General features: G+C 72.5%; 22 protein-coding genes. 18 read left to right on the top strand and 4 right to left on the bottom strand.

Annotated features, from left to right (window positions below; all coding sequences use genetic code 11):
* Positions 1-176 precede the first annotated feature (176 nt).
* On the top strand, positions 177-1,811 hold the full coding sequence (locus ACY0MR_RS14615; RefSeq protein ID WP_473561072.1) for a beta-N-acetylhexosaminidase: 1,635 nt from the start codon (positions 177-179) through the stop codon (positions 1,809-1,811).
* Between the two features lie 235 nt (positions 1,812-2,046).
* Entirely contained in the window at positions 2,047-2,613 is a 567-nt protein-coding gene (locus ACY0MR_RS14610) for a hypothetical protein (protein ID WP_473561070.1), read from the top strand.
* Between the two features lie 4 nt (positions 2,614-2,617).
* Here the strand turns inward: ACY0MR_RS14610 and ACY0MR_RS14605 are convergent, their stop codons facing one another.
* Positions 2,618-3,367: a Clp protease N-terminal domain-containing protein gene (locus ACY0MR_RS14605; RefSeq protein ID WP_473561068.1), complete on the bottom strand. Its 750-nt coding sequence runs from the start codon at positions 3,365-3,367 to the stop codon at positions 2,618-2,620.
* A 364-nt stretch (positions 3,368-3,731) separates the two neighbouring features.
* Here ACY0MR_RS14605 and ACY0MR_RS14600 point away from each other — a divergent pair, with 364 nt between their 5' ends.
* Complete coding sequence (locus tag ACY0MR_RS14600) at positions 3,732-4,421, top strand: RNA polymerase sigma factor (RefSeq protein ID WP_361851840.1); 690 nt, start codon at positions 3,732-3,734, stop codon at positions 4,419-4,421.
* Positions 4,421-5,554, top strand: a complete 1,134-nt coding sequence (locus tag ACY0MR_RS14595; RefSeq protein ID WP_473561067.1) for a hypothetical protein — start codon at positions 4,421-4,423, stop codon at positions 5,552-5,554. The genes ACY0MR_RS14600 and ACY0MR_RS14595 overlap by 1 nt, the downstream gene beginning before the upstream one ends.
* Before the next feature lie 179 nt (positions 5,555-5,733).
* On the opposite strand, the gene ACY0MR_RS14590 is transcribed toward ACY0MR_RS14595, so the two are convergent.
* Complete coding sequence (locus tag ACY0MR_RS14590) at positions 5,734-6,615, bottom strand: L,D-transpeptidase family protein (protein ID WP_473561065.1); 882 nt, start codon at positions 6,613-6,615, stop codon at positions 5,734-5,736.
* A 123-nt stretch (positions 6,616-6,738) separates the two neighbouring features.
* Here ACY0MR_RS14590 and ACY0MR_RS14585 point away from each other — a divergent pair, with 123 nt between their 5' ends.
* The 3 genes from ACY0MR_RS14585 to ACY0MR_RS14575 are packed head-to-tail and all read left to right on the top strand — an operon-like array spanning position 6,739 to position 9,903.
* On the top strand, positions 6,739-8,319 hold the full coding sequence (locus tag ACY0MR_RS14585; protein ID WP_388792887.1) for an acyl-CoA mutase large subunit family protein: 1,581 nt from the start codon (positions 6,739-6,741) through the stop codon (positions 8,317-8,319).
* 59 nt (positions 8,320-8,378) lie between these two features.
* Positions 8,379-9,044: a leucine efflux protein LeuE gene (gene leuE, locus ACY0MR_RS14580; protein WP_388792889.1), complete on the top strand. Its 666-nt coding sequence runs from the start codon at positions 8,379-8,381 to the stop codon at positions 9,042-9,044.
* A 37-nt stretch (positions 9,045-9,081) separates the two neighbouring features.
* Positions 9,082-9,903 carry a MerR family transcriptional regulator gene (locus ACY0MR_RS14575; RefSeq protein WP_473561062.1) on the top strand — a complete coding sequence of 274 codons (822 nt, stop codon included), beginning with the start codon at positions 9,082-9,084 and terminating at the stop codon, positions 9,901-9,903.
* A 100-nt stretch (positions 9,904-10,003) separates the two neighbouring features.
* Here the strand turns inward: ACY0MR_RS14575 and ACY0MR_RS14570 are convergent, their stop codons facing one another.
* Positions 10,004-11,326, bottom strand: a complete 1,323-nt coding sequence (locus tag ACY0MR_RS14570) for an alpha-2,8-polysialyltransferase family protein (protein ID WP_473561060.1) — start codon at positions 11,324-11,326, stop codon at positions 10,004-10,006.
* Positions 11,323-12,342 carry a glycosyltransferase family 2 protein gene (locus tag ACY0MR_RS14565; RefSeq protein ID WP_473561058.1) on the bottom strand — a complete coding sequence of 340 codons (1,020 nt, stop codon included), beginning with the start codon at positions 12,340-12,342 and terminating at the stop codon, positions 11,323-11,325. The genes ACY0MR_RS14570 and ACY0MR_RS14565 overlap by 4 nt, the downstream gene beginning before the upstream one ends.
* A 219-nt stretch (positions 12,343-12,561) precedes the next feature.
* Here ACY0MR_RS14565 and ACY0MR_RS14560 point away from each other — a divergent pair, with 219 nt between their 5' ends.
* The 11 genes from ACY0MR_RS14560 (at position 12,562) to ACY0MR_RS14510 (ending at position 25,797) form a co-directional block, all read left to right on the top strand.
* Positions 12,562-13,851 (top strand): DUF6716 putative glycosyltransferase, encoded by a 1,290-nt coding sequence (locus tag ACY0MR_RS14560; protein WP_473561056.1) that lies wholly within the window; start codon positions 12,562-12,564, stop codon positions 13,849-13,851.
* The gene (locus ACY0MR_RS14555) at positions 13,851-15,035 is read left to right on the top strand and encodes an acylneuraminate cytidylyltransferase (RefSeq protein WP_361849446.1); all 1,185 of its coding nucleotides are present in this window, start codon (positions 13,851-13,853) and stop codon (positions 15,033-15,035) included. Before ACY0MR_RS14560 ends, ACY0MR_RS14555 begins: the two co-directional genes overlap by 1 nt.
* 11 nt (positions 15,036-15,046) lie before the next feature.
* Positions 15,047-15,940 (top strand): N-acetylneuraminate synthase family protein, encoded by an 894-nt coding sequence (locus tag ACY0MR_RS14550; RefSeq protein WP_361849444.1) that lies wholly within the window; start codon positions 15,047-15,049, stop codon positions 15,938-15,940.
* A complete protein-coding gene (locus ACY0MR_RS14545; protein WP_392861954.1) occupies positions 15,937-17,136 on the top strand; it encodes a hypothetical protein in 1,200 nt (399 codons plus the stop codon). The genes ACY0MR_RS14550 and ACY0MR_RS14545 overlap by 4 nt, the downstream gene beginning before the upstream one ends.
* A 116-nt stretch (positions 17,137-17,252) precedes the next feature.
* Complete coding sequence (locus ACY0MR_RS14540) at positions 17,253-18,473, top strand: amidohydrolase (RefSeq protein WP_473561053.1); 1,221 nt, start codon at positions 17,253-17,255, stop codon at positions 18,471-18,473.
* A gap of 302 nt (positions 18,474-18,775) precedes the next feature.
* The gene (locus tag ACY0MR_RS14535; protein WP_473561051.1) at positions 18,776-19,834 is read left to right on the top strand and encodes a BMP family lipoprotein; all 1,059 of its coding nucleotides are present in this window, start codon (positions 18,776-18,778) and stop codon (positions 19,832-19,834) included.
* Between the two features lie 192 nt (positions 19,835-20,026).
* Positions 20,027-21,664, top strand: a complete 1,638-nt coding sequence (locus ACY0MR_RS14530) for an ABC transporter ATP-binding protein (RefSeq protein ID WP_388794075.1) — start codon at positions 20,027-20,029, stop codon at positions 21,662-21,664.
* On the top strand, positions 21,661-22,779 hold the full coding sequence (locus ACY0MR_RS14525) for an ABC transporter permease (RefSeq protein ID WP_073910205.1): 1,119 nt from the start codon (positions 21,661-21,663) through the stop codon (positions 22,777-22,779). Before ACY0MR_RS14530 ends, ACY0MR_RS14525 begins: the two co-directional genes overlap by 4 nt.
* On the top strand, positions 22,776-24,038 hold the full coding sequence (locus ACY0MR_RS14520; protein ID WP_388792906.1) for an ABC transporter permease: 1,263 nt from the start codon (positions 22,776-22,778) through the stop codon (positions 24,036-24,038). Before ACY0MR_RS14525 ends, ACY0MR_RS14520 begins: the two co-directional genes overlap by 4 nt.
* Positions 24,035-24,439 (top strand): cytidine deaminase, encoded by a 405-nt coding sequence (locus tag ACY0MR_RS14515; protein ID WP_388792908.1) that lies wholly within the window; start codon positions 24,035-24,037, stop codon positions 24,437-24,439. Before ACY0MR_RS14520 ends, ACY0MR_RS14515 begins: the two co-directional genes overlap by 4 nt.
* 80 nt (positions 24,440-24,519) lie before the next feature.
* Positions 24,520-25,797: a thymidine phosphorylase gene (locus tag ACY0MR_RS14510; protein WP_388792910.1), complete on the top strand. Its 1,278-nt coding sequence runs from the start codon at positions 24,520-24,522 to the stop codon at positions 25,795-25,797.
* Position 25,798 lies beyond the last annotated feature (1 nt).

The raw sequence follows: 25,798 nt of genomic DNA, 5'->3' as shown, positions 1-25,798 counted from the left end.
CGCGATGAGGTGGGTGTGACACAACGTTATCGACGGGACGAGGGAAGTGTCCGACGGATGCGCGATTTTCACCCGGAAGGGAGAGTTTCGGAACAGGTGATGGACGGACGCGTTCCGCTCCGGGGTCGCCGTGTCCCCCGATTGGCCGGACCGCCCGAGGTGCGGGAGGATTCCGAATGATGCGGTACTCCATACGAGGGCCCCACAAGGGCCCCGCACTCCTGGCGACGGCGGTGGCACTGGCCACCGTGGCGGCCTGCTCCGGCGGATCCCCGTCCGGCTCGGGCTCCTCCTCCTCCTCCTCCGGCACCGCCCCCGGCGCGTCCGCGAGCTCCGCGCCCACCAGCGCGGCGCCCAGCCCGACGCCCACGCCGACCCGTACGTACCCCCTCTCCACCGCGCCCCGCACGATCCCCGCCGTCCGCGACCACGAGGCCGCCCGCGGGCCGGGCTGGAAGCCCGCCGCCCCCGCCGGGGTCGTCGTCGCGGCGAACAGCCCGGGCCTCGCCGACGAGGGCCGGCTCCTCGCCGGAGAACTCGGCATCCCCTACCGCGGCACCGCCGCCGCCGGCCCCGGGGACGTCGAACTCGCCCTCGGCGGGACGGGGGCCCGCGAGTCGTACACCCTGACCGTGCGGGACGGCCGGGTCCGGATCACCGGCCCCGACGAGGCCGGGGTCTTCTACGGGACCCGCACCCTCAAGCAGTCGGTCAAGGGGACCGGCGCGATGCCCGAGGGCGTGGTCACCGACGCCCCCGCGAAGCCCCAGCGCGGCCTGAACGTCGACATCGCCCGGAAGTTCTTCACCGCCGGCTGGATCGAGGACCGGCTCCGCGAGATGGCCGACCTCAAGCTCAACCAGTTCGGTCTGCACTTCTCCGACGACCAGGGTTTCCGGATCGCCTCGGACTCCCACCCCGAGATCGTCTCCGCGCAGCACCTCAGCAAGGCCGAGGTGCGCCGGATCCTCGCCCTCGCGCAGACCCTGCACATCACCGTGGTGCCCGAGATCGACTCGCCCGGGCACCTCGGCGCCGTCCTGCGCGCCCACCCCGACCTCCAGCTGCGCAACGTGCAGGGGGTCCCGCGCCAGGGCGCCATCGACATCTCGAAGCCGGCCTCCGCCGCGATCGTCGACGACCTGCTGCGCGAGTACTCCCAGCTCTTCCCCGGCGGCTGGTTCCACGTCGGCGCCGACGAGTACCAGGCGCTGACCGTCCGCAGCCCCTCCGCCTCGTACCCGCAGCTCGCCGCGGCCGCCCGGCAGAAGTACGGGGCCCGGGCCGGCGTCCAGGACCTCGCCGAGGGCTGGCTGAACGACCGGGCCGCCGTCGTGCGTACGGCCGGGAAGACCGCCAAGGCCTGGAACGACGGCTTCTTCCGCGGCGGCGTCGTCACGGCGGACCAGGGCATCGAGGTGGAGTACTGGACCGGCAAGGAGATCGGCGCCCGTCCGCCCGTGGAGTACCTGGCCGAGGGCCGCAAGGTCGTGAACCTGAACGACGAGTACCTCTACTACGTGCTCGGTGAGCCCAACGACTTCACGTACCCCACGGGCCGCCGCATCTACGAGCAGTGGACGCCCCGGGTGCTGCGCGGCACGACACCGGTCGCCGCCCGGTACGACGCGCAGATCCTGGGCGGCCGGTTCGCGGTCTGGTGCGACCTGGCCGGGGCCCAGACGCCGGCGCAGGTGGCGGCGGGCATCCGGATGCCGCTGACCGCGACGGCACAGAAGCTGTGGGACGCGAGGACGCCGACCCTCACCTGGGACCAGTTCCGGACCCTGGCGCCGCAGGTGCGCGGCTGACCTGGGGTACGGCGTTCCGCTGGTGGCCTGTGACGGCCGGATCCGCGACGGCGCACGGGCCGCCGGCGCGAAGTGCCCGGTCGAGGTCTTCGACGAGAAGTCCCTCGGGCTGCGGTGGAACCCTAGGCAACCCCCGGGGGGCACTGGCATGATTCCGGCCGCGCAGTGACGAAAAAGCGTCGTTCGGCGCAGTAGGGGACGTACTGCGTCCGCAACGGGTGGCGAGGAGGCGTCGATGACGTCGGGGACGGGCCGGAACCTGCTGGAACTGATCGACGGGGCGGACGAGCGGGGCCTGGCCGCGGCCGGTCTCGCCTGCCTCGACCGCTGCCTGCCGCTGCTCGCCGGTGACCTCGGGGACGCCCTGCGCCCCGTGTGGGCCGCCGTCGCCCGCGGTGACGGCGAGGCCTGGGGCGAGGCCGTCGCGAAGGCCCAGGTCGCACTGGACGCGGAGCCGGCCGTCGGCGCCGCGGCCGAGGAGGTGCGCGCCATGCTGGCCCACGCTCCGACGGACTGGACGGACGAGGCCCTGCGCGGCTGGGCCGCCGCGTGCTCCCTCACCGCCCTCGCCCTGCACGGCCGCTACGACGCGGCCGAGGTGCCCACCGGGCTCGTCGAGCGCTGCCGGGCCGGCGACGCGGACGGCGCGGGCCCGCTGCTCGCGGGGGAGCTCCGCCGCCAGCAGGCCGTCCTCGACTCGGTGGCCCACGGCCCGACGGGTCTGCGCCGGGCCCGTGAGCTCTCGGTCGAGGGCGGCCGGGTGCTGCGCGCGGTCGTCTCCCGCCGCGCCCGCACCGCCTGAGGCCTCAGGCCTGTTCCTCCGGGGCGGGGGCCTGGACCATCAGGGACGCGACCGCCTCGGAGATCTCCCGCTCGGCCGTCGCCTTGTCGAGGCCGAGACCGGTCAGGACGCCCGAGCCGTCCTCGTGCTCCAGGAGCGCGAGCAGGATGTGCTCGGTGCCGACGTAGTCGTGCCCGAGGCGCAGCGCCTCGCGGAACGTCAGCTCCAGGACCTTCTTCGCCGCCGCGTCGTACGGGACGAGGGTGGGCGGCTCGTCGACGGCGGGCGGCAGGGTCGCGACGGCGGCCTCGCGGACCCGGTCGAGGGACACGCCCCGCGAGGTGATCCAGTGCGCCGCGAGCCCCTCGGGCTCGGCGAGCAGGCCGAGTGCCAGGTGGGCGGTGGTGATCTCGCCGTTGCCGACGGCCGTGGCCTCGTTCTGGGAGGCCATCACCACGTTCCGGGCGCGGGGGGTGAAGCGGTTGAACCCGGCGTTCGGGTCCATCTTCTCCGCGTCCGGGTCCTTGGGGACGAAGCGCTTCTGGGCCGCCTGGCGGGTGACGCCCATGCTGCGGCCGATGTCGGTCCAGGAGGCGCCGGAGCGCCGGGCCTGGTCCACGAAGTGGCCGATGAGGTGGTCGGCGACGTCGCCGAGGTGGTCCGCGGCGATGACGGCCCCGGAGAGTTGCTCCAGCGCGTCGGGGTGGACCTTCTTGATCGCTTCGATGAGCTCGTCGAGACGGACGGGGACCTTCGGGGCGACTGGATTCGTCATGAGGCAACCCTAGGTTGACACCCTCCGACTGTCAACGGTCGGTTGACACCTGGGGTGGGATCCGAGGGCAAAAGGGAGACGGCCGGGGTCGCCACCCCCCACAGGAGAGACCCCGGCCGTCGTCCACGGGGCCGCAGCACGGCTCCGTACTCCATTCAGCGCCGGGGGTGCGCTTTATGTCACACCGCGACCGCGCCGGAGTCGCCCCGGGCGCCCCCGCCGGAAGGTTGCAAGTTGTACAAAGAGCCCGGACCGCGTGGACGCGGCGCCGCGACACGACGTAGCGTGCAGTTGCGCGAGGCAGCGTGGCGGTGGTGACCAGCCGCGATGAAGCGACGACGCGACGACGAACAGGGTTTGGGGAGTGCTGGGGGACGACGCGGAGCTGACGGCCGCGGTGCTCGCTGCGCAGAACGGGGACGAGAACGCCTTCCGTACTGTGTATCGCGCCGTGCACCCACGGCTGCTCGGTTACATACGCACGCTGGTCGGCGACACCGAGGCGGAGGACGTCGCCTCGGAGGCCTGGCTGCAGATAGCCCGCGACCTCGACCGCTTCGACGGCGACGCCGACCGCTTCCGCGGCTGGGCCGCCCGGATCGCCCGCAACCGCGCCCTCGACCACGTCCGCATGCGCGGCCGCCGCCCGGCCGTCGGCGCGGACGAGACCGAACTCACCGAGAAGCCCGCCGCGTCCGACACGGCGGGCGAAGCCCTGGAGGCGCTGGCCACCGGCCACACCATGCAGCTGATCGCCCAGCTCCCGCAGGACCAGGCCGAGGCCGTCGTCCTCCGCGTCGTCGTCGGCCTCGACGCCAAGACCGCCGCCGACACCCTGGGCAAACGCCCCGGAGCCGTCCGCACGGCGGCCCACCGCGGCCTCAAGAAACTGGCCGAACTCCTCGGCGTCGACGGCGACACGGCCGGCCCCGACGACGCCGGCGAGGCCGTCGTCCCCCTGGACGGCGTGCCTCCGCAACGCGGCCGCGTACCGGGGTCCGTGGCCCCCGGCGGTGTGACGCAATCGCGTCCGCGTACGCAGAAGGACATGTGATGGCCGACGAGCGGTACCAGTGGCTCGACCAGGAGACCGCGGAGCGGCTGCTCCGCGGCGAGCCGGTCGACGCCGTCGACGACCGTGCGCGCTCCCGGGCGGAGCGCCTGGCCGAGGCCCTCGACGCCGCCCGCACCCCGGACACCCCGCCGGCCGCCGCCCGCACCGAGCTCCCGGGCGAGGCCGCCGCGCTCGCCGCCTTCCGCGCCGCCCAGGCCGACCGCGCCGCGTCCGGCGCGGTCGCCGGGCCCGCCACGGCCCGCACCGAGCACGCCGAACTCGGCCGGGTGCGGCTCGCCCCCGTGCCGGTCCGCCGCCCCCGCTGGGGACGCTCCCTCCGGTACGGAATCGCCGCCGCGGTCACCGCCGTCACCGTCGGAGGGGTCGCCGTCGCCGCGGGAACGGGTGTGCTGCCCATGGTGGGCCCCGCGCCCGCCAGCTCCGTCACCGCCGGGGAGAGCGCCGACCCGCTCGTCTCCGAGGACCCGGGCATACGCGAGGACCCCGGGACGCCCACCACGGAACCCGACGGCGCCGACCCCACGCCCGACGCGTCGCCGACGGCCGGCACCGGGACCACCCCGCCGCCCGGCGAGGCCACCGGCGGCCCCGGCACGGACACCCGCGGACCCGGCACCCCGGAACCCGGCCGCAGCACCGCCGGCACCGGAACGGACCCCGGCGGCCCGGACCGGGACCCGAGCGGCACGGACGGCGGCGGCACCCTGAACGGCGGCACCGGCGGCGACCTGAGCGGCACCGGCTCCCGCGAGAAGATCATCAAGGCCTGCCGGGACTTCCGCTCGGGCAAGCTCGACGCCTCCGGACGCAAGGGCCTCGCGGGCATCCTCCGCGACGGCGACACCCTGCGCCGCTACTGCGACCGCCTCCTCGGCACCGGCACCGACGGGCCCGACGGCGGCGGCTCGGGCGGCTCGCGCGACGACTCCGACGACGACTCCAAGGGCGACGGGAACGACGACGGGCGCCACGGCGGCCGCGGCGACGGGCGGGGCGACGGCAGCTGGGGCGGCCGCGACACGAACCGCTCCGCGGCTCCCGACATCGCCGGACTCACCGCCTCCCTGCCCCTCGGAATCGGCGTCGACGCCCGCCTTCCGCTCCCGGTGTAACACTTCTGGGCACCGCGGCGCAGTACTGAGTGAGCCGACTGGTCATCGGCCGCGCAGTGAGCCGGGGTTCCCCCCGTACCTACGGCTCCGCGCACATGGCGCGGGTGGGACACGTTCCCCCGGTCCCACCCGCGCCCTCTCCCTCTCCCCGCCGGGACGCCCGCGGACGCCCCGCCGGGTCACCAGTGGACGACGACCTTGTCGCCGACCTTCACCTGGTCGAACAGGGTCGTGAGCTTGGCCCGGTCCCGGACGTTGACGCAGCCGTGCGAGCCCCCGTTGTAGCCCCGGGCCGCGAAGTCCGAGGAGTAGTGCACCGCCTGGCCGCGGCTGAAGTACATCGAGAGCGGCATCGGCGTGTGGTACAGCCGCGACCAGTCCTGCCGGACCTTCCGCTCCACGGTGAAGACGCCCTCGCGGGTCGGGGTGTTCTCCGAACCGAAGCGGACGTCCATCGACGAGACGACCTTCCCGTCGATCATCCAGGCCAGGGTCCGGCTCTCCTTGCTGATGCACAGCACCCGGCCGGTCGTGCACCGCGGATCGGGGGTGTCCAGCTCGTTGGTCGTCGAGGGCTCCAGCTCGTCGGCCGTCGGCTTCCGGCTCGCGCCGAGCAGCGCCTGCCAGGTCGCCCCGTCCACCGAACCCGTCCGGGGAAGGCCCTGCTTCCGCTGGAAGGCCTTGACCGATCCGGCCGTCATCGTCCCGTAGAAGCCGGTGGGCGCCCGGTCGAAGTGGTCGAGCTGCCGGAGCCGCGCCTGGAGCTCGCGGACCTGCTCGTTCTCGTCCCCGTCACCCATCAGCACCTTCGTCCCCGGCGCCTCCGAGGACGCCGAGGGCGTCTCCGTCGGCGCGTCCGTGGCGCCGGACGGCGACGGAGCCTTCCCGTCCTCGGTGGGCGCGTCGGACGGGGCACCGCTCGCGGCCGGAGCCGAGGCCGAACCGGAGGGGCTCCCCGAGCCGCCTCCCGATCCGGCAGCCTGGGCCGTGCAGCCGGCGGCGAGTGCCACCGCGGCCGCTGCCAGGACCGCTCTGCGTATGACGGAAGAAGACCGCTTCATCGTTGCCCCCCGGGACGTTGCGTGTGTACCTAGTGATGCGTCCCGCGCGTGTGCGGTTGCGCGCGAAGGTCACGATCCGCGCATGCTGTGGGGAAGGGCCACACGCATCGGGAGGCACAGCCAATGGCGCGCGAGTCGGAGTCGGGACTGCCCATCGAGCCGGTCTACGGGCCGGAGGCCCTGGAGGGCTGGGATCCGGCGGAGCGCCTCGGCGAGCCGGGCGCCTATCCCTTCACCCGCGGGGTGTACCCGTCGATGTACACCGGCCGGCCGTGGACGATGCGCCAGTACGCCGGCTTCGGCACCGCCGTGGAGTCCAACGCCCGGTACAAGCAGCTCATCGCCAACGGCACCACGGGCCTGTCCGTCGCCTTCGACCTGCCGACGCAGATGGGCCACGACTCGGACGCCCCGATCGCCTCCGGCGAGGTCGGCAAGGTCGGGGTGGCCGTCGACTCGGTCGACGACATGCGGGTCCTGCTCGACGGCATCCCGCTGGACCAGGTCTCCACCTCGATGACCATCAACGCCCCCGCGGCCCTCCTGCTGCTCATGTACCAGCTGGTCGGCGAGGAGCAGGGCGTCCCCGCGGACCGGCTGACGGGCACGATCCAGAACGACGTGCTGAAGGAGTACATCGCCCGCGGCACGTACATCTTCCCGCCCAAGCCCTCCCTCCGGCTGATCGCGGACATCTTCCGGTACTGCCGGGCCGAGATCCCCAAGTGGAACACCATCTCGATCTCGGGCTACCACATGGCGGAGGCCGGCGCCTCGCCCGCGCAGGAGATCGCGTTCACCCTGGCCGACGGCATCGAGTACGTGCGGACAGCCGTCGCCGCGGGCATGGACGTGGACGACTTCGCGCCCCGGCTCTCCTTCTTCTTCGTGGCCCGCACGACGATCCTGGAGGAGGTCGCGAAGTTCCGGGCTGCCCGCAGGATCTGGGCGCGGCTCATGCGGGAGGAGTTCGGCGCGAGGAACCCCAAGTCCCTGATGCTCCGCTTCCACACCCAGACGGCGGGCGTCCAGCTGACCGCCCAGCAGCCCGAGGTCAACCTGGTCCGCGTCGCCGTGCAGGGCCTCGCCGCCGTGCTCGGCGGGACCCAGTCGCTGCACACCAACTCCTTCGACGAGGCGATCGCCCTCCCGACGGACAAGTCCGCCCGGCTGGCCCTGCGCACCCAGCAGGTCCTGGCGTACGAGACGGACGTGACCGCGACCGTGGACCCGTTCGCCGGCTCGTACGTCGTGGAGCGGATGACCGACGACATCGAGGCCGCGATCCTGGAGCTGATGGACCGGGTCGAGGACATGGGCGGTGCGGTCAGCGCGATCGAGCGCGGCTTCCAGAAGGGCGAGATCGAGCGCTCGGCTTACCGCATCGCGCAGGAGACCGACGGCGGGGAGCGGGTCGTCGTCGGCGTGAACCGCTTCACGGTCGACGTCGAGGAACCGTACGAGCCGCTGCGCGTCGACCCGGCGATCGAGGCGCAGCAGGCCGGGCGGCTCGCCGCCCTGCGGGCCGAGCGCGACGGGGCGGCGGTGGACGCGGCCCTCGCCGCGCTGCGGAGGGCGGCCGCGGGGACGGACAACGTCCTCTATCCGATGAAGGAGGCCCTCAGGGCCCGCGCCACCGTGGGCGAGGTCTGCGACGCGCTGCGGCAGGTGTGGGGGACGTACGTCCCGGCCGACGCCTTCTGATCTTCCGCGATGCGAAACACCCGGGCGGGGATCCGTACCGGCGTGCGACACTCCGCTTCATGCTGGGTGTCACCGATCTTCCGACCTACCTCCTGGGCCTCGTCCTCATCATCCTCCTGCCGGGGCCGAACTCGCTGTACGTGCTGTCCGTCGCCGCCCGCAAGGGCACCCGGACCGGGTACAAGGCCGCCGCCGGCGTCTTCACCGGCGACGCGGTCCTGATGACGCTGGCCGCGCTCGGCGCGGCCTCCCTCCTCCAGACCACCCCCCTGCTCTTCATGATCGTGAAGTACGCGGGCGCGGGGTACCTGGCCTGGATGGCGTACGGGATGCTGCGCTCGGCCCGCGAGATGTGGCGCTCGCGCGGGCAGGCCGCCGAGCCGGCCGCCGACGGCACCGGCCAGGAGCAGGCCGGCCCGGGGGAGAACCCGTACCGCAGGGCCCTCGTCATCAGCCTCTTCAACCCGAAGGCGATCCTCTTCCTCATCTCCTTCTTCGTGCAGTTCGTGGACCCGGCGTACGCCTACCCGGCGCTGTCCTTCCTGGTCCTGGGCACGCTCCTGGAGATCGGCAGCTTCCTCTACCTCACGATGCTCATCTTCGGCGGCACCCGCCTCGCCGCCGCGTTCCGCCGCCGCCGACGCCTCTCGGCCGGCGCCACCTCGGCGGCCGGCGCCCTCTTCCTCGGCTTCGCCGCGAAACTCTCCCTCAGCAGCGCCGCTTGACCCTCACACCGTGTGAGGCCGTTCCGTAGGGGTCGTCATGTTCACCATCGGAGACTTCGCCCGGCACGGGCGGGTGTCGGTCCGTATGCTGCGTCACTACGACGGCATCGGACTGCTGCGCCCGGCCCGGGTCGACCCGCACACGGGATACCGCTTCTACACGGCGGACCAGCTCGCCCTGCTCAACCGCGTCATCGCGCTCAAGGACCTCGGCTTCACGCTCGAACAGGTGAAGGCGATCCTCGACGAGCGGTTCGACGCGGAGGAGCTGCGGGGGATGCTGCGGCTGCGCCAGGCCGAGCTGGAGACGGCCCTGGCGGAGGCGCGGGCGCGGCTCGCCCAGGTCGGCGCGAGGCTCCGGGCCATCGAGAGTGAGGGACGCATGTCCAGCCAGGACGTCGTCGTGAAGAAGATCCCCGCCGTCCGGATCGCCGAACTGAGCGGGGTCGCCGCGAGCTTCGGCCCGCAGCACATCGGCCCGGTCATCGGGCCCATGTACGAGGAGTTGTGCGGCCGCCTGGAGGCTGCCGGGGTCACCGGGTTCGGCCCGGGGATCGCGTACTACGAGGACGCGGGCAGGGGCGACGGATCGGTCCTCGTGCACGCCGCCATGACCGTCCCCGAGGGGACGGCCGTGGAGGGCGTCGAGGTCCGCGTGCTGCCCGGGATCGAGGAGGCGGCGACCGTCGTCCACCGGGGCTCGATGGACACGGTCCTGCCGACCGCGCAGACCCTGGCCCGCTGGATCGAGGCCAACGGCTACCGGACGCGGCAGTACGCGCGTGAGCTGTACCTGGAGTGCCCCGAGGACCGCTCGCGGTGGGTGACGGAGCTCCAGGAGGCGATCGTCCGCGACTGAGGCCGGACGCCCCGGCCGCGGTGCCCGCGGGCCCGGGTCCCCCGCACGGGGCCCGGGCCCGCCGCCCGTCGCGGGCGGCCCCGCCGGAGCCGCCCGGCCGCTACCTCCGCAGGGCCCTCCGCAGTCGCAGCGCGCGCCGAGCCAGCCGGCGGACCCGGGGGTGGCGGGGGAGCGGGATGCCGCCGGGCAGGTCGAGGACGGTGAGGCGGCGGCGGGTGAAGTGGTGCCGGGTGCGTTCGGCGAACGGCCCGGTCAGGTGCCGTACCGCCGGCTCCCGCAGCTCCGGCCGGATCTTCGGCTGCATCGCGAAGCCGACCGCGGCGACCAGGTCGTTCAGCGGGGCCGTGGCGATGGCGCCGCCGTCCTCGGGGCCGGCCTCCAGGGGCGGCACGACCGCGTCGACGACGGTCAGCGGGATGCGGTTGCTGTTCTGGAACGGGGTGAGCCGCTCCAGCAGGCCGCGCGTCCCGACCCGGGCGACGGGCAGTCCGTAGAAGGTGTGCGCGGTGAGCAGCGCCGTGGAGAAGCAGCCGACGACGAGGGCGGGCCGCAGCTCCCGGTAGAGCACCTCGGCGAGGACCGGCCGGTCCTCGACGGTCAGCTCGGCGCCGTGTGCGGCCGCCTCCTCGGTGAGCGCCTTCGACCAGGTGTCGGGGGCCGTCGGGTGCGGTTTGAAGACGAGGCGCCGGTGGCCCCGGGCGATCGCGCCCCGCACCATCCGCAGGTGCAGTTCCTCCTCCTCGGCCGGGGTGAGCAGGCCGAGTGCCGCGAGGTACTGGCCGAGGAGGAGCGCGGGCCCGACCCCGGCGGCGGCCGGGGCGGCGGGTCCGGCGAGTTCGTCGACGCAGCGGGTGAAGGCCTCCGTCGGCACGGCCTCGGGTACGGCCCCGAACTCGGCGAGCAGCAGCGGCGCGAGGCCGGGCACGAGGTCCAGGTGGAGGAGCCGGCCGACGCGTCCGCCGATCAGCGGGTCGATCTTGTTGCGGGTCGGTCCGTAGCTCATGAGGCCGTCGGCGTAGACGGTGACGGGGGCGTCGGGGAGCAGTTGGGCGAGGGCGAGGGCGGGGGTGACCTGGATCGATTCCAGGGTGAGTTCGACGTGGTCGTCGCCGAGGTCCCAGATCCTGCGCAGGTGGCGCTGGAGGAGCGGGAGGTCGGAGGGGCGGGGGGTCCAGCCGCCCGGGTGGAGCGGGGAGATCGTCTCGTTCCAGGAGAGGACGGAGTCGAAGCGGTGGCGGAGTCGTTCGAAGCCGTCGGCGTGGTCCAGCGGCGGGGTGGTCTCGGGCACGGCCGCGTTGTTGGTGACGAGCAGGATGCGGCGGTCGGCGGGGCCGAAGGCGCCGCTGTCGAGGGCGGCGGCGATCGTCACCGCGCCGTAGAGGGTGGAGGCGCAGAAGATCTGGGTGGTGCGGCGGGTGCTCACGCGGCGGCCTCCGCGGCGGTGGTGCCGGCGGTGCGCGTGCCCGGTGCGGGGGGTGGTGCGGGGCGCCGTCGCCGGAGCCTGCGCAGCATGGTGGCGCGGTCGCCGCCCATCGCGGTGAGGGCCTCGTCGAGGACGTCCTGCGGCATGCGGCGCAGGGCTCCCGCGCTCATCGCCTTGAGCTGTCGGGCGACGTCGGGTTCGAAGCGTTCGATCGAGCCGATGTGGTGGGAGATCACCGCGCAATAGGTGCGGACGGCTTTCGGAAGGAGAAGTGCGGCGTCGGGGTCCGCGGCGGTCTCGTCGATCACCTGGTCGAATGCGCGGATGAAATCCAATTGCCTGGTGTCGCCGATCTGGGTGAGGGAGGTCGCCACTCCGCGCCGGTAGAAGACGCCGAGTTCCCCGATGGCGGCGAAGGAATCGGCCTCGCGATGCAGGCGCCAGATCCACGGCCGGTCCTCGGCGGTCCGCAGTCCGTGGGTGAAGTGCAGGAGGCCGCGGTCGAGGAGCCGCCGGTGGTAGACGCCGGCCCAGGCGTACGGGTAGTCGACCGAGGTCGTCCGGTGCGCGGGCAGGATCGCGTCGCGGGGGTCGAGGACCTCGCCGCGGCGGGGGACCGGTGCGCGGCGGACGCTCCGGTTCCTGCCGGTGACGGAGACGTGGTCGGTGCGCAGGAAGTCGCAGCCGAGGTCCTCGGCGGCGGCGACCAGGCGGGCGTAGTAGCCGGGGGAGAGCCAGTCGTCCCCGTCGAGGAAGGTGAGGTACTCGCCGCGGGCGGCGTCGAGGCCGGTGTTCCGGGCGGTGGCGAGGCCGCCGTTCTGTTCGTGCCTGATGAGGACGGCGCCCGGGATCTCGCGCGCGGCCCGTTCGAGGATGTCCGGGGTCCCGTCCGACGAGCAGTCGTCGACCAGCAGGAACTCGAAGTCCTCCCGGGCGTTGGCCCGCAGGCTCGTGAGGGTGTCGGGGGCGTATGTCTGCACGTTGAAGAACGGCACGACGACGGAGAGCTTGACCACGCGGTCGACGCTAGGCGCCGTCCCGGCATTCCCACCGACCGTCGGGCGTCTCTTCGGTGAACACGGGGCGGCGGGCGAATTAACCGCCTTTACCGGCAGGGAGATTCGGCCTCGATGCGGCCGGTTCGCGACCCGCTTCAACGCGAGGAGAGGCTCTGTTCACCGTTTGTTGCTTCTCAGTTGGGCCGGAAAGCGGAATGCCCTTCTAGCGTCCTCGGCGTGCCAGCAAGTACCAGAGAAGCGGTGCGGACAGCCGTACTCGCCGATTCCGACACCCGGTGGAAATGGGGCGCCCTCACGGCGCGCCGCATCAGCCCGGCGAGCGCCGAACCCGCCGGGTTCGTGCTGCGCGGGCGGGCCACCCCCACCGCGCGCCAGCTCGCCGAGACGGGGGTGTCCACCACCGCCCCGCGCGAGGTGACGGGGACGGAGTTCCTGCGTGCGGTCCGGGACGCGGAGTCGCGCGGGGAGGGGTACGACGTCGTCGTCCTCGCTCTGGTCGGCGGTACCGTGCGGGCGGTCCTCCAGGGTCTCGCCGATCTGGGGCTCGCACGGCGTCCGGTGGTCGTCACCGGCTATGTCGGGGTCGTCTACGAGAAGCTGACCGACGGCCTGCTGCTGCGCCACGGTGCCGACGTGGTCCTCGCCAACTCCCGTCACGACGCGGAGCGTTTCCGCGCGGTGTACGAGGGGGTGGGCGCCGGGGCCGGCTCGGTCGTCGAGGCGGCGCTGCCCTTCCTGGGCGGCGCCCCGCACACCCCGGAGGCGGGCCGGGACACCCTGGTGTTCGCCGCCCAGCCGTCCGTGCCGGCCACCCGGGCCGAACGCGCCTACGTCCTGCGGCGGCTGATCGGGCACGCGCGGCTCCACCCGGGGCGCGAGGTGCTCCTCAAGCTGCGCTCCAAGCCGGGCGAGCACACCACGCACCTGGAGGAGTACCCCTTCCAGAAGCTGGTCCGCGAGCTGGACCCGCCGGACAACTTCTCGCTGGTGTACGGGCACATGGGCGAGGTCCTCGACCGCACCGACCTGCTGGTGACCGTCTCGTCGACGGCCGCGCTGGAGGCCCTCCACCGCCGCATCCCCACCGCGATCCTCACCGACCTCGGGGTCCGCGAGGTCCTCGGCAACCACCACTTCGTCGGCTCCGGGCTGCTCGCCTCGTTCGACCGGCTCGACAAGGGGCTCGTGCCGACGCCCGACGAGCACTGGCTGGCACGGCAGGGCGTCGCGTCCGACGGCTCGTACGAGGCGGCCTTCGACGCGGCCCGGGACCGGGTCGCCGCACTCCTTGCGCTGCCCGCGCTCCCCCCGATCACCCCCTACTACACGACGGAGACGGCCCCCGGCTACCTGCCCGGGATCCTCGCCCGCCACCGCCTGGACACCACCGCCCCGGAGCGCCGCGAGAGCGGGCTGCGCAGGGTCGTCCGGGAGGCCGCGCGGGGCGCGTACCGCCACGGCGTGCAGCGCGTCGCCCCCGTCATCCGCCGTCTGGGAGAACTCTGATGACCACCACCGTGCTCGCCGTGATCCCCGCGAGGGGCGGTTCGAAGGGCGTGCCCGCCAAGAACCTCGCCCCGGTGGCCGGGGTGCCGCTGGTGGCCCGGGCCGTCCGGGCCTGTCTGGGCGCCCGCGCCGTCACCCATGTCGTGGTCTCCACCGACGACGCCGGCATCGCCGCCGCCGCCCGCTCCGCGGGGGCCGAGGCCGTGCGGCGCCCCGCGGAGATCGCCGGCGACACCGCGACCAGCGAGGCCGCGGTCCTGCACGCCATGGACGCCTTCGAGGCCACCCACGGCCGATCCGCCGACGTGGTCCTCCTCGTCCAGTGCACCAGCCCGTTCCTCGGCTCCGCGGAGGTCGCCGAGACGGTCGGGCGCATCACCTCGGGGGCGGCCGACACGGCCTTCACCGCCGCCCCGTCGCACGGCTTCCTCTGGCGCGAGACGGTCGAGGAGGGCGCCACCGGCGTCAACCACGACAAGGCGCACCGCCCCCGCCGCCAGGACCGGGAGCCCGAGTACCTGGAGACCGGCGCCGTCTACGCGATGGACGCGGCCGGCTTCCGCACCCACCGGCACCGCTTCTTCGGCCGCACGGCGCTCGTCGTCACCGACCCCGCCCGGGTCCTGGAGATCGACGACCCGCACGACCTGGCCCGGGCCCGCGCCCTCGCCCCGCTCCTCGACACCCCGGCCACCCCCGGCTTCGCGGACATCGACGCCGTCGTCCTCGACTTCGACGGCACGCAGACCGACGACCGGGTCCACCTGGACGCGGAGGGGCGGGAGTTCGTCTCCGCGCACCGCGGTGACGGCCTGGGCATCGCCGCCCTGCGCCGCGCCGGACTGCCCGTCCTCATCCTCTCCACCGAGCAGAACGCCGTCGTCGCCGCCCGCGCCCGCAAGCTCAAGATCCCCGTCCTGCACGGCATCGACCGCAAGGACCGGGCCCTCAAGGAGTGGTGCGCGGCCGAGGGCATCGACCCGCAGCGCGTGCTCTACGCCGGAAACGACGTCAACGACCTCCCCTGCTTCCACCTCGTCGGCTGGCCCGTCGCGGTGAGCAGCGCGCACGACTCCGTACGGGCCGCGGCCCGCGCGGTCACCGTCACCCCGGGCGGCTCGGGGGCGATCCGCGAGATCGCCGCCTGGCTCCTCGGACCCGAGCTCGACACCCCCGAATCCTAAGGAACAGCACCATGAACACCCGTATCCGCACCCTCGGCGCCAAGACCGCCGGCCCGGGCCACTCCGTCTACATCACGGGCGAGATCGGCATCAACCACAACGGTGACCTCGACAACGCGTTCGCGCTGATCGACGTGGCGGCCGAGGCAGGCTGCGACGCCGTCAAGTTCCAGAAGCGCACCCCCGAGATCTGCACCCCGCGCGACCAGTGGGACATCGAGCGCGACACCCCCTGGGGCCGGATGACGTACATCGACTACCGCCACCGCGTGGAGTTCGACGAGACGCAGTACCGCGCCATCGACGAGCACTGCCGGAAGCGCGGCATCGACTGGTTCGCCTCCCCGTGGGACACCGAGGCCGTCGCCTTCCTGGAGAAGTTCGACGTGCCGGCCCACAAGGTGGCCTCCGCCTCCCTCACCGACGACGAGCTGCTGCGCGCGCTGCGCGGCACCGGCCGCACGGTCATCCTCTCCACCGGCATGTCGACGCCGGAGCAGATCCGTCACGCCGTCGAGGTCCTCGGCAGCGCGAACATCCTGCTCTGCCACGCCACCTCGACGTACCCGGCCAAGGCGGAGGAGCTCAACCTGCGCGTCATCCAGACGCTCCAGGAGGAGTACCCGAACGTCCCGATCGGCTACTCGGGCCACGAGACCGGCCTCCAGACGACGCTGGCCGCCGTCGCGCTCGGCGCCACCTTCGTGGAGCGCCACATCACCCTCGACCGCGCGATGTGGGGCTCCGACCAGGCCGCCTCCGTCGAGCCGCAGGGCCTGCAGCGCCTGGTCCGCGACATCCGCACCATCGAGACGGCCCTCGGCGACGGCGTCAAGAAGGTCTACGAGTCGGAGCTCGGCCCGATGAAGAAGCTCCGCCGGGTCCAGGGGCTCGTCGCCGCATGACCGGGCAGCTGGCGTTCGTCGAGAGCCCGGTCCAGCTCCTCAACGTCCTGGAGTGGGCGCACACCCGGGGCCGTGCCGCGGGTGCGCCCGCCGCGGCGCCCGCCGGCCCGTACGGCCCGGCGGATCCGGCGGCGTCCGGTCCGGCCGGCGCCGACGCGTCCGGCCGGGAGTCCCGCTCGACGGACGCCGCCCCGGGTGCGGCACCGCCCGCACCCGATCTGACGGTCGTCGTCCTCTCGCCGACCGACCCCATGTCGCGGGGCCAGCTGCGCCGGATGGCCCAGCTGGCCCGCGACGAGGGCCTCGCCGTCCACTGGCAGGAGGCCCGCGGCGGCCGGGGCGCACTGGTGCGCACGCTGCGCGAGCTCGCCCGGCCGCTGCGCTCGGCGGAGCGGGTGATCATCGGGGATCCGTTCTCCCGGTACGTCCAGCTCCTGCTGACCCTCTTCGGTCCGCGGCACCTGACGGTGGTCGACGACGGCACCGCGACCATGGAGTACGCCGCCCAGGTCGGCCGTGGCGAGCGGCTGGTGCGCTGGCACCGCAGGAGCCGCGCCCTGGACCCGCGCGAGCTGGCGCTCGCCCCGGTGTCCCTGCTGGCGAGGAAGCGGCTGGCCCCGACGCCGGGCCGCACGGTCGAGATCTTCACCTCGCTGCCGGTCGAGGCGCCCGAGGGCATCACGGTCACGGAGAACTCCTACGCGTGGACCCGGGCGCGGTTCGGCCCGCCGCTGCTCACCGGAGGCGCGGACCTGGTGGGGACCTCACTGGTGGAGACGGGGGTGGTCGACGCCGACCACTACGACCGGGTGGTGGCGGAGCTGGCCCGGGCCCACGGGGCCACCCGCTACTTCGCGCACCGCAGGGAGAGCGCCGAGAAGCTGCACCGGATCGCGGTGGAGACGGGCCTCCAGGTGGTCCGCCCGGAGCTGCCCCTGGAGCTGATCGCCCGCCGCGGCCCGATCGGGCGGACGGTGGTCAGCTTCCCGTCCACGGTGGTCCACACCCTGCCGCTGGCCCTGGCCGGCACCGGCGTGAGGGTCGCGGTCTGCGAGATCGCGCCCGAGTGGCTGCGGGCGACCGCCTCCCCGCGGGCGCAGGGCTTCCTGGCCGGGGTGACGGGCACGGCGGCCCACGAGGTGGACCGGCTGACCTCGCGGTCCGGGAATGCGACCGATCGGCTCGAATTCGGCTGAGCGTACCCATATGGAAGGGGCTTCATGCCTGCCGAACCGAGATTCTTTCCCCTAACGGGCTGAACTTTTCGTGATCAACGGGCAGTTGACCTCTCCGGAGGCCTACCCTTCAAAGGGTGAACCAGTTGAAGTCCCGTGAGCCAGGCTCCGTCACCCTGCCCGGAACGCTGTCCGAACCCCTGCGCGTCGAACTGATCGCCTTCCGCAGGGACTTGCACATGCACCCGGAGCTGGGGAACCAGGAGTTCCGTACGACCGCCGCGCTCAAGGCCCGCCTGGAGGCGGCCGGCCTCGCGCCGAAGGTCCTGCCGGGCGGCACCGGACTCATCTGTGACATCGGCACCCCGGACCCGGGACGGCCGATGCTCGCCATCCGGGCCGATCTCGACGCGCTCCCCATTCCGGACGTCAAGACCGTCCCGTACCACTCCACCGTGGCCAACCGCGCCCACGCCTGCGGACACGACGTCCACACCACCACCGTCCTCGGCGCCGGGCTCGTCCTGGCCGACCTCCACCGGCAGGGGCTGCTCCCGGCCCCCGTGCGGCTGCTCTTCCAGCCCGCCGAGGAGGTCCTCCCGGGCGGCGCGGCCGACGCGATCGAGGCCGGGGTCCTGGACGGGGTCGGCCGGATCATCGCGGTCCACTGCGACCCCAAGGTGGACGCGGGCAAGATCGGACTCCGCACCGGCCCGATCACCTCGGCCTGCGACCGGCTGGAGATCACCCTGGACGGGCCCGGCGGCCACACCGCCCGTCCGCACCTCACCACCGACCTCGTCACGGCCGCCGCCCGGGTCGCCGTGGACGTCCCCGCCGTCCTGGCCCGCCGGGTCGACGCCCGCTCGGGGCTCTCGGTCACCTGGGGCCGCATCGAGTCCGGCCACGCCTGCAACGTCATCCCGCAGCACGCCGAGCTCTCCGGCACCGTCCGCTGCCTGGACCTGCCGACCTGGCGGGAGGCGCCCGACCTGGTGCACGCGGCCATCGACGAGGTCGCGGCCCTGCACCGGGCCAAGTCGACCGTCACCTACGTGCGGGGCGTCCCCCCGGTCGTGAACGACGCGGCCGTCACCGAGCTGCTCCAGTCCGCCATGACCGCCCGTCGCGGACCGTTCTCGATCGAGGGCACCGAGCAGAGCCTCGGCGGCGAGGACTTCTCCTGGTACCTGGAGCACGTCCCGGGCGCCATGGCCCGCCTCGGGGTGCGCACCCCGAGGGACACCCGGGTGCGCGATCTCCACGCCGGCGACTTCGACGTGGACGAGCGCTGCATCGAGGCCGCGGTGGAGCTCTTCACCGCCGCGGCGCTGCTGGACGCGGCACCAAAGCGCTGATTTCAGGCCAAACGAAGCCGTGATTCCGGCCGGACGGAGCATCATCCGTCCGGCCGACCGGTGTCGCCCCTTCGGTCCAACGGCCCGGCGTGGCGCCCCGGGACTCCGGCCGCGGCGCCGGGACCCGGAGATATAACCGGCGGTACCGGGCCGAACGCCCCCGGTCGCCTCGGCTGGCCGGTTCGCGACGATCCGATAACGACTCATGAACGGGTCTTTAACTGACATCTACGCGCGTTACGATCGCCGCGAAACCAGCGCCGGAAGAGGCGCTTTCGGTCAGTCTTGAAGGGACCCTCCTCTTGCGCCGGATCACCAGGATCACGACCGTGGGCATCGCCTCCGCGGCGCTCGCCCTCTCCGCCACCGCGTGTGGCAAGTCTTCGACGGACTCCGGCTCCAGCCCGAGCTCCAGCGCGAAGGTCACCAAGGCCGCCATCGCCTACGACATCGGCGGCCGCGGCGACCAGTCCTTCAACGACGCCGCCTACGCGGGTCTGAAGAAGGCCGAGGACGAGCTCGGCGTCAAGGGCGCCGAGGCCGAGCCCTCCGAGGGCGAGGGCGACGCCGACAAGGTGCAGCGCCTCACCGCGCTCGCCCGCGCCGGGAACAACCCGGTCATCGGTGTCGGCTTCGCCTACGCCCCGGCCATCGAGAAGGTCGCCAAGGCCTACCCGAAGACCACCTTCGGCCTCATCGACGACACGTCGAAGACCGGCCCGAACATCGCCAACCTCGTCTTCAACGAGGAGCAGGGCTCCTACCTGGCCGGCGTCGCCGCCGCCAAGGCGTCCAAGACCGGCACGGTCGGCTTCATCGGCGGTGTCGAGGTTCCGCTGATCAAGAAGTTCGAGGCGGGCTTCGCGCAGGGCGTCAAGGACACCAACCCCAAGGCGAAGGTGCTCGTCCAGTACCTGACCCAGCCGCCGAACTTCGACGGCTTCTCGAAGCCCGACCTCGGCAAGGCCGCCGCGGAGGGCCAGCTCGACAAGGGCGCCGACGTGATCTACGCCGCCGCCGGTCTGGCCGGCTCCGGCGCGATCGAGGCCGCCTCCGCCGCCGGCAAGTGGGCGATCGGTGTCGACTCCGACCAGTACAACCAGCCGGGTCTGGCCACCTACAAGGACGCCATCCTGACCTCGGTCACCAAGGACGTCTCGGACTCGGTCTTCAACGTGATCAAGTCCGTCCAGGACGGCAAGCCGCAGTCCGGTGAGGTCCGCTACGGCCTCGCCACGGACGGTGTCGCGCTCGCCGACTCCAACCCGAAGTACAAGGAGATGAAGGACCTCATCGCCGCGGTGGACAAGGCGAAGAAGGACATCATCGACGGCAAGATCACGGTCAAGACCGCTCCGTAAGGACGGCAGGTCACGACCTGAGCCCGCGGGCCCGGCCCCAGTGGCACTCCACTGGCGCCGGGCCCCGGGCCCATTCCCGTACGGGTTTTCACTTTTCGGCAGCGCTACGCGTGTAGATGTCTCCCTGGCACGATAACTTCACCCCGCCCTGCCCTCCCCGCTCCCACTCCTTCCGGCCAAGGAGAGTGCGTCATCAACGCGTCCAGCCCCCCTGCCGTAGAACTGCACGGCATCACCAAGCGATTCCCCGGCGTCGTCGCCAACAAGGACATCGCCATCACGGTCCGCAAGGGCACCGTGCACGCCCTCATCGGCGAGAACGGTGCCGGCAAGTCGACCCTCATGAAGATCCTCTACGGCATGCAGAAGCCGGACGAGGGCACCATCGCGGTCGACGGCCAGCAGGTCACCTTCTCCAGCCCCGGTGACGCCATCGCGCGCGGCATCGGCATGGTGCACCAGCACTTCATGCTCGCCGACAACCTCACCGTCCTGGAGAACGTCGTCCTCGGCGGCGAGAAGCTCTACGGCATCGGCGCCAAGGCGCGGAAGAAGATCCGGGAGATCTCCGACGCCTACGGCCTCGGGGTCCGCCCCGACGCCCTCGTCGAGGACCTCGGCGTCGCCGACCGGCAGCGCGTGGAGATCCTCAAGGTCCTCTACCGCGGTGCCAAGATCCTCATCCTCGACGAGCCGACCGCCGTGCTCGTCCCGCAGGAGGTCGACGCGCTCTTCGACAACCTGCGCGAGCTCAAGGCCGAGGGCCTGACCGTCATCTTCATCTCGCACAAGCTGGGCGAGGTCCTGAAGGTCGCCGACGACATCACCGTCATCCGCCGCGGCACCACCGTCGGCACCGCCGACCCGAAGACCGCCACCACCAAGCAGCTCGCCGAGCTGATGGTCGGCAGCGAGCTGCCCTCGCCGGAGACCCGCGAGTCGACGGTCACCACCGTCCCCATGCTCCAGGTCAGCAACCTCACGCTGACCGAGGCCGGTGCCGTCGCCGCCGCCCCGCTGACCAGCGCCGCGCCGCCGGACCCGGCCAAGACCGTCGTCGTGCTGGAGGAGACGGCCGAGGGCCGCAAGCTCCTCGACGACATCTCCCTCACGATCCACAAGGGCGAGATCCTGGGCATCGCCGGTGTCGAGGGCAACGGCCAGACCGAGCTCATCGAGACCCTCATGGGCATGGCCACCCCCGACGAGGGCGTCATCACCCTCGACGGCGTCGACATCTCCAAGGTCTCGGTGCGCAAGCGCCGCGAGGGCGGCATCGGCTACATCCCCGAGGACCGCCACCGCCACGGCCTGCTCCTCGACGCGCCGCTCTGGGAGAACCGCATCCTCGGCCACGTCACCGAGGAGCCCAACTCCCGGCGCGGCGTCCTCGACCCGAAGGCGGCCCGCAAGGACACCGAGCGGATCGTGCGCGAGTACGACGTGCGCACTCCCGGCATCGACGTCACCGCGGCCTCCCTCTCCGGCGGCAACCAGCAGAAGCTGATCGTCGGCCGCGAGATGAGCCACGCGCCCAAGTTCCTGATCGCCGCCCACCCCACCCGCGGTGTGGACGTCGGCGCGCAGGCGCAGATCTGGGACGCGATCCGGGACGCCCGCCGCGAGGGTCTGGCGGTGCTGCTGATCTCCGCCGACCTCGACGAGCTGATCGGCCTCTCCGACACCCTCCGGGTCATGTACCGCGGCAAGCTCGTCGCGGACGCCGACCCCGCCACCATCACGCCCGAGCAGCTCGGCTCCGCCATGACCGGCGCGGCCAGCGGCCAGCTCGAAGGCGCAGAGCAGCCCGAAGACGGTGACGCCCGATGATGAAGTTCGACAAGGACAAGCTGATCCTGGGCGCGGCGGGACCGGTGCTCGCCCTGGTCACCTCGTTCGTGCTCACCGTCCTGGTGCTGCTGGCGACGGGTCTCGACCCGATCGAGCCGATCACGCTGATGATCGACAACGCCGCGTTCGCCGACATCCAGGTCCTGATCGTCAACCAGACGGGGATCTACTACCTGGCGGCCCTGGCCGTGGCCATCGGCTTCCGGATGAACCTCTTCAACATCGGGGTCGACGGCCAGTACCGGCTCGCCGCGATGGTCTCGGCGCTCGTCGGCGCCTCGATCGAGCTGCCCGGCCCGCTGCACATCCTCGTGATCGTGCTCGTCGCGATGTTCACCGGCGCCTTCTGGGCCGGTATCGCCGGCATCCTGAAGACCACCCGCGGCGTCTCCGAGGTCGTCTCGACGATCATGCTGAACGCCATCGCGACCTCGCTGGTGGCCTGGCTGATCCTGCCGAAGAACTTCGGCGTCCAGCCGGAGGGCTCCAACAACCTCACCACCGGTGAGATCTCCGAGTCCGGCTGGTTCCCCGGCATCGACATGGGCGAGGGCAACGGGGTCATCTACGGCTTCACGTTCGTCGCGCTCGCCCTCGGCGTCGTCTACTGGTTCGTCCTCAACCGCACCCGGTTCGGCTTCGACCTGCGCGCCACCGGCGCCAGCGAGTCCGCCGCCCAGGCCAGCGGCGTCGACGCGAAGAAGATGATCCTCACCTCGATGCTGCTCTCGGGCGCGCTGGCCGGCCTGGCCGGCATGCCGACGCTGCTCGGCGAGTCCCACACGTACAGCCTCGACTTCCCCGTCGGCGTCGGCTTCACCGCCATCACCATCGCGCTGCTCGGCCGGAACCACCCGGTCGGCATCTTCTTCGCGGCCCTGCTCTTCGCGTTCCTCGACAAGGCCTCCTCGTCGCTGGACACCGAGGGCTACCCGAAGGAGATCACCAAGATCATGCAGGGCATCATCGTGATCGCCGTGGTCGTCTCCTACGAGCTCGTCCGCCGTTACGGCCTCCGCCGCCAGCAGCAGAAGGTCGGCGAGGAACTCGCCGCCGGCGGCGCCATCAAGACCGACAAGGAGGTCTCGGCATGAGCACCGGCACTGTCACGAAGCCGAGCGCCGCGCCCAAGGGCGGCGGACGCCGCAAGCTCACCCTGCCGTGGATCCTGCTGATCATCGCGGCCGCTCTTCTGCTCTTCTCCTTCGTCCGGGCCGTCTCCGGGGCCAACGACCTCACCTCGGTGGGCCAGGTCTCCGGTGCGCTCAAGCTCGCCGTGCCGATCGGCCTCGCCGGTCTCGGCGGTCTGTGGGCCGAGCGCGCGGGCGTCGTCAACATCGGCCTCGAAGGCATGATGGTGCTCGGCACCTGGTTCGGCGCCTGGGCCGGCTACCAGTGGGGCCCCTGGACGGGCGTCCTGGTCGGCCTCCTCGGCGGTGCGCTCGGCGGTCTGCTGCACGCGATCATCACCGTCACGTTCAACGTGAACCACATCGTCTCCGGTGTGGCCATCAACATCCTCGCGGTCGGCTTCACCCAGTACCTGTCGAACTTCACGTTCGCCGAGGCCGAGGGCGGCTCCTCCAAGCAGTCCCCGCGCATCGACCAGATCTACGAGATCACCGTCCCGGGGCTCTCGGACTGGCTGACCGACCTGCAGGCCAAGCACTGGTTCTTCATCTCCGACCTGGCCGGCATCCTCGGCGGCCTCGTCACCAACCTGTCGCTGCTCACGGTCGTCGCCATCCTGCTGATCCCGGCCACCTGGTGGCTGCTCTGGCGCACGGCCTTCGGCCTGCGGCTGCGCTCCTGCGGTGAGAACCCGGTCGCCGCCGAGTCCCTCGGCGTGAACGTCTACAAGTACAAGTACATCGCTGTCACCGTCTCCGGCGCCCTCGCGGGCCTCGGCGGCGCGTTCCTCGCGATCGTCTCCACCGGCATCTACCAGGAGGGCCAGACCGGCGGCCGCGGCTACATCGGTCTCGCCGCGATGATCTTCGGCAACTGGATGCCCGGCGGCATGGCGCTCGGCGCGGGCCTCTTCGGCTTCACCGACAGCCTCAAGCTCCGCGGCGGCGCCGAGAACGTCCACGCGCTCCTGCTGCTGGTCGCCGTGCTCCTGCTGGTCGCCGCCCTGTGGCAGCTGTACAAGAAGAAGTACGTGGCCGGCGTGATCTCCGCGGTCTTCTCCGGCGGCTTCTTCCTCTGGTACGCGCTGACCGACGAGGTCCCGAGCCAGTTCGTCGACGCGGCGCCGTACATCACCACCCTGCTCGTGCTCGCCCTGTCGGCGCAGCGCCTGCGGATGCCGAAGGCGGACGGCCTGCCGTACCGCAAGGGCCAGGGCAAGTGACGACGGCCCTCTCCGAGGCCGACTGGGAGGCCCTGCGGGTCGCGGCGCGCGAGGCGATGGCCCGTGCGTACGCCCCGTACTCGGGCTTCCCGGTCGGCGCGGCCGCCCGCGTCGAGGACGGGCGGACGGTCTCCGGCTGCAACGTGGAGAACGCCTCGTACGGCCTCAGCCTGTGCGCCGAGTGCGGACTCGTCTCGGAGCTCCAGGCGACCGGCGGCGGACGCCTCACGCACTTCGTGTGCGTGGACGGCCAGGGCGAGTCCCTGGTGCCGTGCGGCCGCTGCCGGCAGCTGCTGTACGAGTTCGGCGGCCCCGGACTCGTCCTGGAGACGCCCGCCGGGTTCCTGACGCTCGCCGAGATGCTGCCGCAGGCCTTCGGCCCGGACCACCTCGCGAAGTAATCCTCGGAGCGGCCCTTCCGGCACGATGGGAAGGGCCGCTCCTCCTTTCCCCCTCTATGCGCGTAGAAAGAGGCACCACCATGGACGTCATCTCCGTCATCCGCACGAAGCGGGACAAGGGCGAGCTGAGCCCGGAGCAGATCGACTGGGTCATCGACGCCTACACCCGCGGTGCGGTCGCCGACGAGCAGATGTCCGCCCTGGCCATGGCCATCCTGCTGAACGGCATGAACCGTGCGGAGATCGCCCGCTGGACGGCGGCCATGATCGCCTCCGGCGAGCGCATGAACTTCGACGCGCTCTCCCGCCCCACCGCCGACAAGCACTCCACCGGCGGCGTCGGCGACAAGATCACCCTGCCGCTGGCCCCGCTCGTCGCCGCCTGCGGCGCGGCCGTCCCGCAGCTCTCCGGCCGCGGCCTCGGCCACACCGGCGGCACCCTCGACAAGCTGGAGTCCATCCCCGGCTGGCGCGCGCTGCTCTCCAACGAGGAGATGCTGCACGTCCTCGACACCACCGGCGCGGTCATCTGCGCGGCCGGCGACGGCCTCGCCCCCGCCGACAAGAAGCTGTACGCGCTCCGCGACGTCACCGGCACCGTCGAGGCCATCCCGCTGATCGCCTCCTCGATCATGTCCAAGAAGATCGCCGAGGGCACCGGCTCCCTGGTGCTCGACGTCAAGGTCGGCACCGGCGCCTTCATGAAGAACATCGAGGACGCCCGCGAGCTCGCCTCCACCATGGTCGGCCTCGGCACCGACAGCGGTGTGAAGACGGTCGCGCTGCTCACCGACATGTCCACCCCGCTCGGCCTCACCGCGGGCAACGCCCTGGAGGTCCGCGAGTCCGTCGAGGTCCTGGCCGGCGGCGGCCCGGCCGACGTCGTCGAGCTGACGGTCGCGCTGGCCCGGGAGATGCTCGCGGCGGCCGGCATCAAGGACGCGGACCCGGCCAAGGCGCTGGCCGACGGCTCGGCGATGGACCACTGGCGCCGGATGATCGCGGCCCAGGGCGGCGACCCGGACGCGGCCCTCCCGGTCGCCCGCGAGCAGCACGTCGTCACGGCCCCGTCCTCCGGTGTCCTGACCCGCCTCGACGCCTACGACATCGGCATCGCCGCCTGGCGCCTGGGCGCGGGCCGCGCCCGGAAGGAGGACCCGGTGCAGGCCGGCGCGGGCGTCGAGATCCACGCCAAGCCGGGCGACACGGTGACGGCGGGCCAGCCGCTGGTGACCCTCCACACGGACACCCCGGAGAAGTTCGACTACGCCCTCCAGTCCCTCGGCTCGGCCTGGGACATCGCGGCGCCGGGCACGGAGTTCACCCCGAACCCGATCGTCCTGGACCGCATCGCGTAGT

The organism is Streptomyces sp. JN8, assembly GCF_055808075.1.
This window is presented reverse-complemented; position numbering and strand designations above follow the sequence as displayed.